Here is a 15,445-nt window from a genome sequence, read left to right as displayed (position 1 = left end):
TTATTTTTGTAGTGTATCGCGCCAACGTAACAACCAGTTTTCTATAATTTTCATTAAGGTATCGGTCAATTTGCCCAATAGGGCTAATAAAATAATTGCAATAATGACAATATCAGGGCGGGATGTTTCTCGACCATCACTGAGTAAATAACCGATTCCTTGAGTGGCTGCAATCAGTTCAGCTGCAATCATAAACATCCACGATAAGCTTAAGCTGTTGCGTAAACCGGTTAAAATTCCCGGAGATGCTGCCGGCAAAATAATAGATACAATACGCTGAAAAGCATTAAGCCGATAAACTTTTCCAACTTCAATCAGTTTTTTATCGACGTTATGAATCGCTGCAACCGTATTGGTATAGGTTGGAAAAAAAGCGCCGATTGCAATCAGCGTAATTTTAGAACCTTCATCAATTCCTAACCAAAGTAATAACAATGGAATCCATGCAAGACTTGGAATTGATTTAATTGCTGAAAAAGTTGGTTCCAAATACGCTTCGGCTTCTTTACTTAATCCAACCCAAATTGCAAAAATTAACCCTAAACCACTCCCTACAATGAAACCTACTAAAACACGCCATGTACTAATATAAATATGGGCAAAAAGATCACTGTGAGCTAAATCCAAAAAAGATTGCCACAAACTACTTGGCGCGGGTAGTAAATAAGCATCGACGTAGCCATTTCTGACTAAAAACTCACAACCCACTAAAAAGATTACGGGAATGAGCAGTGCTTTAAACCAACGTGTAAATTTATTGTTTAAATGCTTTTTTTGAGATTTTAAAGCTTGCTGAGCTAAGAAGTGATTTAGCTCAGCTTTGTTAAATGAATCACTCATATACTATTTCACGACTTTTTGAGCAAAGCGAGGATCTAACAACTGATCAACCACTTGATTGACGTTGGTGCCTTTTCTGACCAAGTCTTCTTCTGTCAAAATTTTCCCCGAACGTTTCAGTGCTTGTGCTTGAGTTGCCGATGGAATGCCTTGATCAAAGTTGGTTCGGCTCAATTGTAGTTTAGCTACAGGTAGAGGGAGTTTTGATTCTTGAGCTAAAAGTGCTGCCACTTTATCAGGATTAGCTTTTGCCCATTTTCGGGCTTGTTCATAGGCTTTAATCACTGCTTCAACCGCTTCAGGACTTTGCTTTGCAAAATCTTCTTTAACACTCAGTACGCTATAGCTGTTAAATCCAATATTACGATAAAGTAATTTGGCGCCTGACTGAATTTGAGCCGCAGCCATTAACGGATCAAGCCCAGCCCAAGCATCTACTTGACCACGTTCTAAAGCAGTTTTTCCATCAGGATGTTGTAAATGAACCAGTTGCACATCGCGTTTACTTAGGCCTACTGTGTCTAATGCCTGTAAGGTAAATAAAAACGGATCTGTGCCTTTGGTTGCTGCAATTTTCTTACCTTTTAAGTCTTTTAGATTTTTAATTGGTGAGTCTTTTGCTACCACAAGAGCGGTCCATTCTGGCTGGCTTTGTACATAAACAGTTTTAATTGGGCTGCCATTCGCTCGACTTAATACAGCTGCTAACCCCGCGGTAGACGCAAAATCGATGCTATTGCTGTTGAGATATTCTAGCGAGCGGTTACTGCCTTGGCTAAAAACCCATTTAATTTGAGTATTTGGAAGTGCTTTTTCAAGAAGTTTTTGATCTTTTACGACTAAACTGGTTGGTGCATAGTAGGCATAATCAAGTTTAAGTGTGGTTGGAACTGCTGCAAATGCAGATGAAACAAATACAAGCCCCAATGTTGATGCCAACAAAGTGTCTGGTAGAGAAAATTTTGATTTTAAAGACATAATAAAAATATAACTGGAATAAATAATAGATCATCCTTCCATGGCTTTGATGGCTTACAAACTTAGTTATTTTGATTTATAAATCAGATTGAAAGATAAAAGTTTAGATAAAATTATAACTCACTGTTTTTATAGTGATTGTTGAATTTTAAGTAATGTACTTATCTGAAATATTGAATTTAAAAGATATAAATATCATAAGCTTAATCATTATTTTTTAAGCTTGCGATATTTATATTATTGCTTGTGTGAAGTTAAATTATTTCGATAAGCGCCTGGGCTGACGCCAGTCCATTTTTTAAAGGCACGGTGAAACGCACTTGGATCTTGGAAGCTTAAGTCTTCACTAATATCTTGAATTGAATCGTTGGTTTTACTTAAACGTTCAACAGCAATATCACAGCGAATTTCATTTTTAATTTGCTGGTAGCTGACGCCTTCATGTTTCAGTCGGCGTTGAACTGTAGCTTCAGAAATATTGAGCTGTTGTGCAACATCTTTAAGTTCGGGCCATTGAGCAGGATGAAGTTTCAATAAATGGCGGCGAATAAGAACACTTAATGCATTTTCATTTTTAAAGCGAACTAAAAGATTTTGCGGAGTTTGCTCTAAGAAATCATAAAGTGCTTTTTTATCTTTTTTAATTTTAATATCTAAATAGTGAGCATCGAATTCAACTTGATTTATCTCGGCATTAAATTTTATATCTTCACCAAAACGTACTAAATAGTCCTGAATATCTTGGGGTTTAGGGCAACGTAGCGATATATTATTCAAGCCAATTCGCTGATCCACTAACCAGCACATGAGTCCATGCACCAACATTAAAAAGGTCGCGTAGGTAAACATACGTTTGGGTTTTTCACGATCACGAATGACCAAATAGGCTTTTTGCTTGTCCCGAATTAATTCACCCTGTAGATCATCCAGAATAAAATTAAAAAATTTCAAAATATCGTAAAGGGCCTTTTCTAAAGTTTCCGCCGTACTGACAAGTTTAGTAAGTAATTTATAGCTACCTCGACGCATAGGATGACTATCCATACCAAAAAATTCATCGTTCATGGCATTGGCAAGTTCTATCCATAATTGTGCATATGTCGTAACAGGCACACGAGCCTTGGGAGACATCAGCAATTCGGCAGGAATTCCTGCTTTATTTAGAATTATTTGAGTATTTAGCCCTTTGGCATAAGCAGCACCCAGTGCTTCATGTACCAGTGCAATCGAAATAGTTCCTTTACTTAAAGAAGATTGGACAACCATGTCAAAGACTCATATTTTCTTCATATATTTCGAGTGAAATATTTCATATTTAAAATTCGGATTGATCAAAAGCTGCAAACATTTTGAGGCTTTTTGAAATTGTATCGGAAAACAACAACTTTTACTCTCACTACTAAGTTTAAAGAACATTTCTATTAGGACGTTACATAATGAAAATTCAAGGGAAACATTTCGTGATTACAGGTGGTGGCTCTGGTTTGGGAGCTGCAACTGCTGAATATTTGGTGCAACAAGGTGCCTCTGTCACATTGGTAGACATGAATGTAGAAGCAGGCGAGCAGCAAGTAAAACAATTAGGATCAAAAGCTGACTTTGTAAAACTTGATGTAACCGATGAAGCTGCTGCTGAACAGTTCTTTAAGGATGTATTGGTCAAGCATGGCAGTTTGCATGGTTTGGTTAACTGTGCGGGTATTGGCCCTTCGGCTAAAGTTGTGGGCCGTGAAGGTGTACATGATTTGGCGTTATTTTCAAAAACTCTGCAAATTAATGTGACAGGTACATTTAACATGCTGCGCTTTGCGGCAGATGCGATGAGTAAAAATACAGTTGAAGCAGGGGACGAGGACCGAGGTATAATTGTAAACACAGCCTCAGTTGCAGCATTTGATGGTCAAATTGGTCAGGCAGCTTATTCAGCATCTAAAGGCGCTATTGTTGCCATGACATTGCCAATTGCTCGTGAGCTTGCGCGACATGGCATTCGAATTATGACGATTGCACCGGGAATTATGGAAACTCCGATGCTTAAAGGTATGCCACAAAATGTTCAGGATGCTTTAGGACAAATGGTGCCGTATCCGTCTCGTTTAGGAAAGCCAGAAGAGTTTGCTCGTTTAGTTGGGCATATTGCTGAAAATTCATATTTAAATGGTGAAGTCATCCGTTTGGATGGTGCAATTCGTATGGCAGCAAAATAGTAAAAATAAGGACGTTGAAATGATTTTAAGTGCTGAACAAAGTATGGTTCAGGAGATGATGCGTAACTATGCACAAAATCAGTTAAAACCTACAGCTGCTCATCGGGATAAAACCCATGAGTTTCCTGCTCAGGAATTAAAAGATTCATGGTGGCTATGTGAGTGATTTTCAGGTAGAGCGAATTTATCGTGATGTTCGGGTGAGCCAGATTTATGAGGGGGCTTCCGATATTCAAAGTTTAGTGATTGCTCGTGAAGTTACCCAAATTTAAACAATAAAGATATTTAGTTTAAGTGTTAATGCTGCAAGAAACCGCAAATACCATGCGGTTTTTTGCAATCGAAATTTTCTGGTTTTAATTCGATTAAATACACTTCAGAAAGTTAAATAAAACTATATTTTGATGATTAAAGCTGAGCTTTAACTTGCTCACCAATTAAATAAAACGTTCCGCCAGCAATATAGTGCAGGCTTCGAAGTTCTTTTGGTGCATCTTGAAAGTGCCAGTGCCCGTCTTTAAATACTCGAGTGTCGGCCCAAGCACCGACAACAGAACCAATAAATAAATCATGAGCTGACTGATTGTGAGGTTCAGGAATGAGTTTACATACGAGCCATGCGATGCAACCAGATACTAATGGGCTGGTAAGACCTTCTTGATAAAAGAGCTCGGCACCACAATGTTCAAGTTTTTGTGGATCATCTAATTTGCTAATTGTACCAAGTTGATGGGTCATATCGAGCTGCGCATAGCAGGGAACTTGTAGGGTGAAATAACCACTTTGTTCAACAAGCTGACGAGTTTTAGTACTTTTGTCGAGAACAACAGTTACTTTGGCAGGAGTGAGTTCTAATGCACATGCCCAAGCGGCTGCCATTACATTTCGGTCATCTCCATGCTGAGCAGAGACAAGTACAGTTGGGCCATGATTTAACAAACGATAAGCTTTTTCTAACTCTACAGGTGCAATATATGATTGGGACATATTTAGCCTAAGTAATAAAGAAAATAGATATTTCTATTGTTGCAGAAAGCTTGAGAGAAGTAATGTGGTGGATAAAAGTTTAAAGAATAAAATGCCGTTTTTATTTTATACCTTTCCTAATGCCTGACTTAGTCATAAAATCATTTGGCTTCTAAGTGAAAGGATTAACGCGTGACCGAGCTTCAAGATATCGATTTTGTAGAGTTAAGTGATGAAGAAATGCATCTCTATAGCCGTCAGATTTTACTTGATGGATGGGATATAGAAGCTCAGGAAAAACTCAAACTTGCCAATGTGCTTATTGTTGGGGCTGGTGGAATAGGATGTAGCAGTGCAGAGTTACTAGCGCGAGCAGGGGTTGGGAAAATTACACTCATTGATGCCGATACCATTGAGATAAGTAATTTACAACGTCAAATTGCATTTGGTCATGAAGATATTGGACGCTATAAAGCTGAAGTTCTGGCAAAGCGGTTACAGAAAATTAACCCTTATATCTGCGTTGAATACTATAACGAACGTTTAGATGAACATAACATTGATAGACTTGTTGAACACCAAGATGTGGTATTGGATGGGTGTGATAACTTTACAACACGCTATTTGGTAAATGCCGCTTGTAAGAAGCATCAGGTTGCATTAATTAGTGCTTCAGCAATTGGTTTTCAGGCACAAATGTTTATGGTTGAAGGTGATTCAGCTTGTTATGAATGTTTATTTCCTAAAGAACAGCATAGCAATGAAGGCCTACGCTGTGCGGAATCTGGGGTGCTTGCGACTACTCCTGTAATGATAGCGTCATTACAAGCACATCACACTTTGCTCTATTTAGGGCTCAATTCTACCCCTTTAAAACAGAAACTATTACTGTGGGGTGGCTTAAACATGACACAACGCATTGTTAATTTTGATAAAGATATAAATTGCCCAGTTTGTCAGGCAAGTTAATCAGTAAATGAAATAAAATTTGCTACACTCAACCTGAATGATTTGGTTTTGAAGAAATATGAAAAAAAATATTTTGTTTGATGGGCTACGTTCTGTCGCCCGTATTGGTGAAACAGCAGTGGTTGCCGCCAAAGCTGGGATTAAATACGCAACTGAAAAACCAAGTAATGCCAAACTCATGCGGGAAACCTTTGAATCGCTTGGCTCGACTTACATCAAACTTGGTCAGTTTATTGCGAGTACTCCATCGCTTTTCCCTCGTGAATATGTAGAAGAATTTCAAGGTTGTTTAGACCAGACACCAACACTGCCATTTAGTTATATTCAAGGTGTACTTGACTCTGAGTTTGAAGGGCGCGATTTAAGTCAGATTTTTAGCTATATTGATGAAAAACCATTAGCTTCTGCTTCAATTGCTCAGGTTCATGCAGCTAAACTGACTACAGGCGAAGATGTCGTTATTAAAGTACAAAAGCCGGGTGTAGAAACCATTTTATATACTGATTTAAGTGTGGTGCATTGGGCTGCCAAATTGCTTGAACGTGCAGTACCTAAAATCAAATTTGCTGCACTTTCTGAAATTGTCGATGAAATCAAAAGTCGTATGGTGCGTGAAGTTGATTTTATTGAAGAAGCACAAAATCTAGATGACTTTATTGAATATTTGAATATTTCTCAAAACCATGCTGTGACTGCACCTAAGGTTTATCACCAATTTTCAACACGCCGTGTTTTGACCATGCAACGTCTATATGGTGTGTCTTTGACAGATTTTAGTGTGGTGAAACAATACGCAAAAGATCCATCACAAGTGCTGATTACTGCAATGAATACATGGTTTGGTAGTCTCATGCTATGTAAGAGTTTCCATGCGGACTTACATGCTGGAAACCTGATGCTGCTCGAAGATGGTCGAATTGGTTTTATTGATTTTGGTATTGTGGGGCAGTTAAAGCCAGAAGTCTGGACAGCATGTATTGCGTTTATGGATGCGTTGCAAAAGACTGATTATCAAGCGATGGCCGAAAACATGCTGAAAATGGGCATGACACATAACAAAGTTGATGTGGAAGTATTGGCACAAGATTTGGAGCGTTTATTTAATGGCGTATTAATGGCTGACCCACAGCAAATTCTGTCTACCAATCCTGCCGATTTAAACGACATTATGATGGATATGGTGGGTGTCGGTGAGCGCCACGGTATTAAATTCCCACGAGATTTTGCTTTATTATTTAAGCAAATGCTTTATTTCGATCGTTTTATGCGCGTACTCGCACCATATACCGATATTTATGCAGACCAGCGTTTGAAAATGGTTCAAAATATGGAACCTGCTTCGTTGTTAAAGCACTAAGGTCAGTTTAAATTTATGGATGCCATTATTATTGAAGGGTTAAAGGTTGAAACAGTCATTGGTTGTTTCAACTGGGAAAGACAAATCATTCAACCTTTAATGTTGGATTTAACCATCCATAATGATTTGAGCCGAGCTGCACAGTCTGACAAACTTGAAGATACACTCAATTATGCACAGATTTGTGAGTTATCGGCTCAAACTATTCAACAAGCTAAGCCTGAATTAATCGAACATGCAGCACATCTCGTCTTGGAATGTTTGTTCGAAACTTTCCCAACGATTGAAAAAATTACCATTACCATCCGTAAGCCCGCCATCATTGCAGAAGCTAATGCTGTAGGAATTCGTCTTGAACGCACCAGAAATAATTTTTGCGCTCGCTCTAGCGAGTAATTTAGACGCAGAACAACACTTTACTTTTGCTTATACGCAATTGGCAACATTGGGGAAAGTGCAGTTTTCATCGGTTTATCAAATTCCATGCCGAGATGGCATTGGAGATGATTACTGGAATTCAGCATGTCTATTAAAAAGTTCTTTAAATCCTTCACAAATAGAAGCTTTCTTAAAAAAACTTGAATCAGACACAGGGCGTATTCGTCCATCACATCATATTTCTTTAGATGTAGATTTGATTGCATGGGGAACTGATCTAGACCATATGCAATTTAATTCTAAAAAATTACCTTTGGCACTAGACGTAAAAATTCCTTTATATGAATTATGGAATTGTGAAACCCTAAAGTCTAAAGCAGTACTTTATCCGGTAGTCAATTTTAAAGTTTAACGTCTTTTACTCTATATTTTACGCAAATTTTACGCGGGCTTTGAGTTCCTCAATAGAGAATTTACGAGCATTTTACCGATACTGAAATTCACTAAATTAGTGTTATTTCAGGACAATAAAGATGCTTATAAATTCTCAAATGCGCATCTTGCATCAGTCTGGCATTGTCTTATGCGGACTTAAAAAAAATGATATTTCTTTATTTCTCCTTATTTCCAGTTTGGCAAGTCAAGCCATGGGATTTAGAGGAGAATAGCCATGTTAGAACTTATACTTGTTTTATTTATTGCTATTTTTCTAGCATGGTGTCTCAGTAAATATCTATCCAAAGTGATGGCAAATCAGCCGATGTGGGGTGATGGATTATTTCGTTGGATTGAAAATCCTGTTTACCGCTTGTTAGGTGTATCTCCACAACAACAAATGAACTGGAAACAATATTCTCTAGCATTTGTTGTTAGCTGTATTTTTCTTGCAGTGGCTATTCTTGCTATTTTTATGACGCAAGCATGGCTACCATTAAACCCAAATCATGCACCAAATATGAGTTGGGATTTAGCGCTACACACTGTTATTTCATTTTTAACAAACACCAACCAACAGCATTATTCTGGTCAGGCTCAGTTATCTTATTTGTCGCAAATGACAGGTATTGTGGGCCTGCAAGTCATTACACCCATGATGGGGTTGGCTTTGGTTGTCGCGACTTTAAGAGCGTTCTTTTATCAGCGTCCAAGCCATATTGCAGCTGATGTTGCCGAGCAACCAGATCAAATTTTAATTGGTAACTATTGGGCAGATGTAATTCGCCCTACAGTACGCTTTTTGCTTCCACTCTGTTTTGTCTGGTCATTATTGCTCAATAGCCAAGGTGTCCCAGCAACTTTCCAAGGCGGGCCGGAAGTACAGCTTATTGATAAAGCCAACACTGTAGAAACTCAAAAAATTCCTTTAGGGCCAGTCGCACCGATGGTGGCCATTAAGCAATTGGGTAGTAACGGTGGTGGATGGTACGGTCCAAATAGTTCTGTACCTTTAGAAAATCCAACACCACTTTCTAACTTACTAGAAATGATTGCGATTTTACTCATTCCACTTACCGTGATTTTTATGGTCGGGCATTTTACTCAGCGTAAAAAGTTTGCCTACTTTGTTTTTGGTAGCATGCTTTTTATGTCGGTTATTTCAGGTGCAGCAGCCGTCTGGTCTGAGAGTATGTCATCTACAGCATCTCAACTTGCTGTAATGGAAGGTAAAGAGCAACGTTTTGGACCAGCAGCATCAGCGGTTTGGGCAGCTGTCACAACTCAAGTGAATAATGGTTCGGTCAATATGATGCATGATTCTTCTGCGCCGCTTACCGGTCTGGTTGAACTCATTAATATGCTGATTAATGCCATTTGGGGCGGTGTAGGCTGTGGTCTGCAACAGTTTATGATTTATCTATTACTTGCAGTATTTATTGCTGGTTTAATGACAGGTCGTACCCCTGAGTTGTTTGGGCGCAAGATTGAAGCCGCAGAAATTAAGTTACTCGCGATTATTATCTTGATTCAACCTCTCATTATTCTTGCCTTTACTGCATTAACCCTCAGCATTCCTAGTCTATCAGGCATCAGCAATCCGGGACCTCATGGCATTAGCCAAGTATTTTATGAATATGTCTCCGCATTTGCCAACAACGGCTCAGGTTTTGAAGGCCTTGGAGATAACACCGTATGGTGGAACGTCACTTGTAGTATGGCTCTTCTTTTAGGACGTTTCCCGACATTAATTTTACCATTAATGATTGCTACGCGATTAGCTGCAAAAAGGAAAGCGCCTGAAACAGCAGGTAGCCTCCAAGTTGAAACTCCAACTTTCGCCTTAACGCTGATCACGATTGTGGTGTTGCTTACCTTATTACAATTTATGCCAGTTCTTGTCCTTGGGCCAATTGCTGATCAACTTTTGTTGGTTAAAGGCTAAGGAGGCGAGTGAAAATGAATACACAAACTCATGTAAATAGCCATAAAAAAACCATGACGGTACCAAATTTTGAAGTTTGGAAAAATGCATTTGTGAAATTGCTACCACAACATGCAATTAAAAATCCTGTGATGGCAATTGTATGGCTTGGGACAGTGGTTACTGGAATCAGTACCATTTTGGGTTACACCACACTGTTATTTGGTTTGGCAGTAACAGTTATCCTGTTCATTACCATTTTATTTGCCAACTATGCCGAAGCTGTTGCAGAGGCTAGAGGTCGTGGTCAAGCATCTTCATTGCGTGCAGCAAGAGAAAACTTAACCGCTCGAAGACTAAATTCTTTGACCGATCGTCAAGCGACTCAAGTTGCAGCAAGTGAGCTTCATTTAAATGATTTTATTGAAGTTCATGCAGGTGAGCTTGTTCCAGCCGATGGTGAAATTGTAGAAGGTTTTGCCACTATTAATGAATCAGCTGTTACAGGTGAATCGGCACCCGTATTACGTGAAGCTGGAACTGACCGTTCAGGTGTGATTGGCGGGACCAAAGTACTTACAGATCGTATTATCATTCAGGTTACTGCTGAGTCCGGCCAAAGTTTCTTGGACCGTATGATTGCTTTGGTTGAAGGTTCAAATCGTCAAAAAACACCGAATGAGATTGCACTTGGCTTCTTGTTAATGGTGATGACACTCACGTTTTTAATTGTCGTGATTAGCTTGCCGTTTATTGCCAATTATTTGCATGTTGAACTTGATCCAGTCGTGCTCGTGGCGTTATTGGTCTGCCTAATTCCAACAACCATTGGTGGCTTGTTACCTGCGATTGGGATTGCAGGGATGAACCGTGCACTCAAAGCGAATGTCTTGGCTAAATCAGGTAAAGCCGTAGAAGTTGCTGGTGATATCGATGTGCTTTTACTCGATAAAACTGGAACTATTACCTATGGCGACCGTCAAGCGACATCATTTTATCCTTTAACTTCGGTAACTGAGTCTGAATTGAGAGCTGCTGCTTGGGTAAGTTCGCTTGCAGACCCAACACCAGAAGGAAAATCGATTGTTAAATTAGCAAAAGAACAAGGGCTAAAACAGCAAGAACCTGAGCAGGCTGAATTTATCTCTTTTAGTGCATCAACCCGAATTTCTGGTGTGAATTTCCCTAATGGTGATCAAATTCGTAAAGGTGCGTTAGATGCTATTTTGAAATTTGTCGATGAAGATTATTCTCAAGATTTAGAGTTAAAAGCACGTGTTGAACAAGTTGCCAAAAAAGGTGCAACCCCATTGGTTGTCGCAAATCAACATCATGTATTAGGTGTAATTGAACTCTCCGATGTGATTAAACACGGCATTAAAGAACGTTTTGCCCGTTTAAGAGAAATGGGCATCAAAACCGTTATGGTGACAGGTGATAACCCATTAACTGCTGCCGCGATTGCTGCTGAAGCTGGGGTAGATGACTATATTGCCGAAGCAAAACCTGAAGACAAGTTGGCTTGTATTCGTACTGAACAACAACAAGGTCGTTTAGTTGCGATGGTCGGTGACGGAACCAACGATGCACCTGCATTAGCTCAGGCAGATATTGGCTTAGCCATGAATTCTGGTACGCAAGCTGCGAAAGAAGCAGGCAATATGGTCGATTTAGACTCAGACCCGACCAAACTACTGGCTGTGGTTGAAATTGGTAAACAACAGTTGATTACTCGTGGTGCTTTAACAACGTTTTCTTTAGCAAATGATGTGTCGAAATACTTTGCAATTTTGCCTGCATTATTCGCTGCAGCGATTCCACAAATGCAGGTTTTAAATGTGATGCATCTGGCGAGCCCAAGCAGTGCGATTTTATCGGCATTAATCTTTAACGCGATTATTATCCCGCTATTAATTCCAATCGCTCTTCGAGGCGTGAAATTTAAACCTTCAACTGCAACTCAGTTACTACGTCGAAATATGTTGATTTATGGTGTGGGTGGTGTGGTTCTACCATTTATTGCCATTAAAGCGATCGATGTGGTGATTGTTCATTTATTTGGTTTGTAATCTGGAGTTTGAAATGAAAACTTATGTACAAAATTCAGAAGCAAATTTGGGTCAGACCTTAAGAGCATCTTTAGGATTATTAATTTTTACTCTAGTAGGGTGCGGTGCTGTTTACAGTGCTATAGCTACTGGTGCTGGGCAGGTTTTATTCAACGATCAGGCCAATGGTAGTTTGATCGAAATAGATCAGAAAGTTGTTGGGTCAACTTTAGTGGCTCAGCCATTTGTCGGGAATGAATATTTTCATCCACGCCCTTCGGCAGCAAATTATGACCCCATGGCAATGGCGGGTACAAACTTAGCTCGTACTAATCCTGAGTTACAAAAGCAAATCGACGCTCAGATACTCGCGGTGAAAAAACAAGATCACACTGGGAATACACCTATTCCAAGTGATTTGGTGACTAAATCTGGTAGTGGTATAGATCCGCATATTAGCCCTGAAGCTGCTCAGTTACAGGTGGCTCGAGTGGCTCAAGCGCGCCATTTAGATCTTAAAGTTGTGGAAGGGCTATTGCAAAAGCATATTGAACCGATGCAATTTGGTGTATTGGGGCAAGCTCGTGTTAATGTATTAGAGCTCAATATCGCTTTAGATCAATTACAATCTACATATTAACTTAAAAATAAAGTTGTTAGTTTACCGGATGATATCAAGTGCAAAGCAATCGCGAAAATCAGGCTGAGGCCTTATTAAATCATGTTAATAGATATCAAGCCGGTCGACTAACGGTCTTTCTCGGTGCGGCGCCTGGTGTTGGAAAAACCTATGCCATGCTTGCTCGTGCCAAAGAATTGTTTCAACAAGGTACAGATGTTGTTGTTGGTATTGTTGAAACCCATGGAAGAATAGAAACTCTAAAAATTCTAGAAGGCTTGCCCCAAATTGATAGAAAGGAAATGCAATATCAGGGGCATAGTTTAGAAGAAATGGACTTGGATGCTATTTTACTTAGGCATCCCGAAATCGTTTTAGTTGATGAGTTGGCTCATCGAAACATACCAAATAGTCGTCATGAACGACGTTGGCAAGATGTTAATGAGTTGCTAGATGCAGGTATTGACGTATTCACCACCATGAATATTCAGCATTTAGAAAGCCTAAATGATGTGGTGTACCAGATTACTGGCATTAGGGTAAGTGAAACTGTACCAGATAGAGTGTTTGATCGTATTCGAGACATTCGTTTAATTGATTTGCCAGTCAGTGAACTTATTGAAAGGCTCCATCAAGGAAAAGTCTATGTGCCCGATCAAGCAAATCTGGCATTACAAGGCTTTTTTAGCATTTCAAACTTAACTGCACTACGTGAACTAGCAATGCAATGCGTTGCTGAGCATGTCGATTCAGATTTAAAAGAGAGTTATGCCTCTAAAGGTTTGAAGTCTATATCGTTGCAAAACGAATTAATGATTGCGATAGATGGGCAAGGTTCGTCAGAGTATTTAGTACGGGCAGGTTGTCGTTTAGCAGAACGTTATGGGGCTGCGTGGACTGTAGTAAATGTTGCTAAAAGTTTGGACTTTGGGCAGAGTTTAGAAAGTTCATATAAAAAAGAATATATCGAGATTGACCGTGCATTTGAACTGGCTCGACAACTCGGTGGCCGCACAGAAGTAATATATGGCCATCAGGTTGCATCTGTTTTAATGGATGCTGCTGTGGATAGGGGAATCTCAAATCTGGTCATTGGCAAAAGTATTTCGCCGTGGTGGTTAAAGCTATTTAAGAAAAATTTAGCTCAACAATTATTGAATCAAGAAAACTCAATTGCTTTAACCATTTTGCATCCAGAACAGGGCACCAAAAAGACAACTCAGCTTGAAAAGCCATCATTTTTATCACTCAAAGAAAGTATTTTTGTTTTAGTTGTTACGTGTGCCAGTATTTTTATAGCGCACTTTGCTGAAGTATTATTTGGTATTGAAGACTTTTCTGTCATTTTTATTATTTCAGTTTTAATTGTTGCAACTAAAACCAGAATGCTCGTTGCTGTCGTGGCAGCTTTAATCTGTTTCTTGGCTTACAATTTTTTCTTTATTGCACCACGTTTTACCTTGCAGATTTCAGCACATCAAGGTGTGGTTACCGTTGTTGCTTTTTTTGCAGCAGCGTTAATCGCTGGACGCTTGGCTTCTCAATTACGTCAGCAGGTTTTGTCTTTAAAAGCTGCGAATGCCTACACTACGGTGATGCAAGATTTGGCGCGTAAACTTTCTCGTGCAGTGAACCTTGAAGAAGTCATGCAAACAGGACGTATCACCTTAGAAACACAACTTCAAACTAAAGTATGGATTTCTATTCAAGATAGAGTGATTTCATCTGACATAGAGCTAAACGACAAAGAAAATGTCGCAGCAGATTGGTGTTTGAAGCATCAACAACCATGTGGGCGTTTTACCGATACGCTTAGTCAGTCAAACTGGTGGTTTTTACCACTTTTAGAACAAAAAAATAGCCTAGGTATTGTGGGAATTTACTTTAAAGATGAAGTTGTTTCTTTAAATTTTGAGCAAAAGAAGCTGACTGAAAGTGTAATTGAATATATTGCGCAGGCAGCACTTCGAACCCAACTGGTTAATGAGCTTGAACAAGCAAAAGTAACCAGTGAAACAGAGCGATTACGTTCTGCTTTATTATCGTCGGTATCGCATGATTTACGCTCACCACTTGCTTCTATTATTGGAGCTGCTGATACGCTTGCCCATTTTAAAGCAGATATGTCAGAGCAAGACCAGCAAGATTTACTCGAAACCATTCATTTAGAAGGTGAGCGCTTAGATCGTTATATTCAAAATTTGCTTGATATGACACGTTTGGGGCATGAAGGCTTATCTTTAAAAAGAGACTGGATTGGTGTAGATGAATTAATTGGTTCGGCAACCCGCCGTTTGAAGCGTTATAAACCAGATACTCAAGTGTTGGTCGAATTACCTGAACAAACCATTAGTTTATATGTTCATCCAGCACTGGTAGAGCAAGCTATTTTTAATGTTTTAGAAAATGCTGCAAACTTTTCACCTCCAGATGAACCAGTCATGATTCGGGCTTCTCTTTTGTTTGAAGATGAAGTGAAAATAGAAATTGAAGATAGAGGAGCGGGAATTCCTGAAGATGAAAGAAACCGCATTTTCGATATGTTTTATACTATGGAACGTGGAGACCGCGGAAAATTCGGTACAGGTTTAGGACTGACAATTGTGAAAGCGATTATTGGTGCTCATATGGGTACAATAGAAGCATTTTCAGGTCGCCAAAATAAAGGTACTTTAATTCAAATCAAACTACCCATTCATCCAGTAAAAGAATAAGTTGTAAAGT

13 protein-coding genes and 2 pseudogenes are annotated in these 15,445 nt (G+C 39.3%); 11 read left to right on the top strand and 4 right to left on the bottom strand.

Annotation, left to right across the window (positions count from 1 at the left end):
- The 3 genes from AC07M3_RS11115 to AC07M3_RS11105 form a co-directional block, all read right to left on the bottom strand.
- On the bottom strand, positions 1-840 hold the full coding sequence (locus tag AC07M3_RS11115; protein WP_494567310.1) for an ABC transporter permease: 840 nt from the start codon (positions 838-840) through the stop codon (positions 1-3).
- 3 nt (positions 841-843) lie between these two features.
- Complete coding sequence (locus AC07M3_RS11110; RefSeq protein WP_494567309.1) at positions 844-1,818, bottom strand: aliphatic sulfonate ABC transporter substrate-binding protein; 975 nt, start codon at positions 1,816-1,818, stop codon at positions 844-846.
- 237 nt (positions 1,819-2,055) lie between these two features.
- Complete coding sequence (locus AC07M3_RS11105; RefSeq protein WP_494567308.1) at positions 2,056-3,084, bottom strand: AraC family transcriptional regulator; 1,029 nt, start codon at positions 3,082-3,084, stop codon at positions 2,056-2,058.
- 170 nt (positions 3,085-3,254) lie between these two features.
- Between AC07M3_RS11105 and AC07M3_RS11100 the strand changes: the two genes are divergently transcribed.
- The 3 genes and pseudogenes from AC07M3_RS11100 to AC07M3_RS11090 form a co-directional block, all read left to right on the top strand.
- On the top strand, positions 3,255-4,025 hold the full coding sequence (locus AC07M3_RS11100) for a 3-hydroxyacyl-CoA dehydrogenase (protein ID WP_447603838.1): 771 nt from the start codon (positions 3,255-3,257) through the stop codon (positions 4,023-4,025).
- A gap of 19 nt (positions 4,026-4,044) precedes the next feature.
- Positions 4,045-4,170 (top strand): annotated as a pseudogene (locus tag AC07M3_RS11095) (acyl-CoA dehydrogenase family protein); the annotation flags it as partial.
- A 7-nt stretch (positions 4,171-4,177) separates the two neighbouring features.
- Positions 4,178-4,297, top strand: a pseudogene (locus tag AC07M3_RS11090) (acyl-CoA dehydrogenase family protein); the annotation flags it as partial.
- A gap of 136 nt (positions 4,298-4,433) precedes the next feature.
- On the opposite strand, the gene AC07M3_RS11085 reads toward AC07M3_RS11090, so the two are convergent.
- On the bottom strand, positions 4,434-5,012 hold the full coding sequence (locus AC07M3_RS11085; RefSeq protein ID WP_133746902.1) for a flavin reductase family protein: 579 nt from the start codon (positions 5,010-5,012) through the stop codon (positions 4,434-4,436).
- A gap of 171 nt (positions 5,013-5,183) precedes the next feature.
- Between AC07M3_RS11085 and AC07M3_RS11080 the strand changes: the two genes are divergently transcribed.
- The 8 genes from AC07M3_RS11080 (at position 5,184) to AC07M3_RS11045 (ending at position 15,435) form a co-directional block, all read left to right on the top strand.
- Entirely contained in the window at positions 5,184-5,960 is a 777-nt protein-coding gene (locus tag AC07M3_RS11080; protein WP_494567307.1) for a HesA/MoeB/ThiF family protein, read from the top strand.
- Between the two features lie 58 nt (positions 5,961-6,018).
- On the top strand, positions 6,019-7,317 hold the full coding sequence (locus tag AC07M3_RS11075; protein WP_005039653.1) for an ABC1 kinase family protein: 1,299 nt from the start codon (positions 6,019-6,021) through the stop codon (positions 7,315-7,317).
- A gap of 15 nt (positions 7,318-7,332) precedes the next feature.
- Positions 7,333-7,713: a dihydroneopterin aldolase gene (folB, locus tag AC07M3_RS11070; protein ID WP_004643300.1), complete on the top strand. Its 381-nt coding sequence runs from the start codon at positions 7,333-7,335 to the stop codon at positions 7,711-7,713.
- The gene (locus AC07M3_RS11065) at positions 7,670-8,107 is read left to right on the top strand and encodes a 2-amino-4-hydroxy-6-hydroxymethyldihydropteridine diphosphokinase (protein ID WP_494567306.1); all 438 of its coding nucleotides are present in this window, start codon (positions 7,670-7,672) and stop codon (positions 8,105-8,107) included. The genes folB and AC07M3_RS11065 overlap by 44 nt, the downstream gene beginning before the upstream one ends.
- 258 nt (positions 8,108-8,365) lie before the next feature.
- Positions 8,366-10,075 (top strand): potassium-transporting ATPase subunit KdpA, encoded by a 1,710-nt coding sequence (gene kdpA, locus AC07M3_RS11060; RefSeq protein ID WP_494567305.1) that lies wholly within the window; start codon positions 8,366-8,368, stop codon positions 10,073-10,075.
- A gap of 8 nt (positions 10,076-10,083) precedes the next feature.
- The gene (kdpB, locus tag AC07M3_RS11055; RefSeq protein WP_494567304.1) at positions 10,084-12,123 is read left to right on the top strand and encodes a potassium-transporting ATPase subunit KdpB; all 2,040 of its coding nucleotides are present in this window, start codon (positions 10,084-10,086) and stop codon (positions 12,121-12,123) included.
- Between the two features lie 13 nt (positions 12,124-12,136).
- Positions 12,137-12,742, top strand: coding sequence for a potassium-transporting ATPase subunit KdpC (kdpC, locus tag AC07M3_RS11050; RefSeq protein WP_494567303.1), 606 nt, complete (start codon positions 12,137-12,139; stop codon positions 12,740-12,742).
- A gap of 38 nt (positions 12,743-12,780) precedes the next feature.
- Positions 12,781-15,435 carry an ATP-binding protein gene (locus AC07M3_RS11045; RefSeq protein WP_494567302.1) on the top strand — a complete coding sequence of 885 codons (2,655 nt, stop codon included), beginning with the start codon at positions 12,781-12,783 and terminating at the stop codon, positions 15,433-15,435.
- Positions 15,436-15,445: the final 10 nt, after the last annotated feature.

Source organism: Acinetobacter sp. GW821-FHT09D10, from assembly GCF_059416285.1.
The sequence above is the reverse complement of the archived record's forward strand: the minus strand, read 5'-3'. Positions and strand labels throughout refer to the sequence as shown.

Bases quoted from the DNA above. Each gene is read 5' to 3' on its own strand.
- AC07M3_RS11115 (WP_494567310.1), bottom strand. From the start codon at position 840: ATGAGTGATTCATTTAACAAAGCTGAGCTAAATCACTTCTTAGCTCAG.
- AC07M3_RS11110 (WP_494567309.1), bottom strand. From the start codon at position 1,818: ATGTCTTTAAAATCAAAATTTTCTCTACCAGACACTTTGTTGGCATCA.
- AC07M3_RS11105 (WP_494567308.1), bottom strand. From the start codon at position 3,084: ATGGTTGTCCAATCTTCTTTAAGTAAAGGAACTATTTCGATTGCACTG.
- AC07M3_RS11100 (WP_447603838.1), top strand. From the start codon at position 3,255: ATGAAAATTCAAGGGAAACATTTCGTGATTACAGGTGGTGGCTCTGGT.
- AC07M3_RS11085 (WP_133746902.1), bottom strand. From the start codon at position 5,012: ATGTCCCAATCATATATTGCACCTGTAGAGTTAGAAAAAGCTTATCGT.
- AC07M3_RS11075 (WP_005039653.1), top strand. From the start codon at position 6,019: ATGAAAAAAAATATTTTGTTTGATGGGCTACGTTCTGTCGCCCGTATT.
- folB (WP_004643300.1), top strand. From the start codon at position 7,333: ATGGATGCCATTATTATTGAAGGGTTAAAGGTTGAAACAGTCATTGGT.
- kdpA (WP_494567305.1), top strand. From the start codon at position 8,366: ATGTTAGAACTTATACTTGTTTTATTTATTGCTATTTTTCTAGCATGG.
- kdpC (WP_494567303.1), top strand. From the start codon at position 12,137: ATGAAAACTTATGTACAAAATTCAGAAGCAAATTTGGGTCAGACCTTA.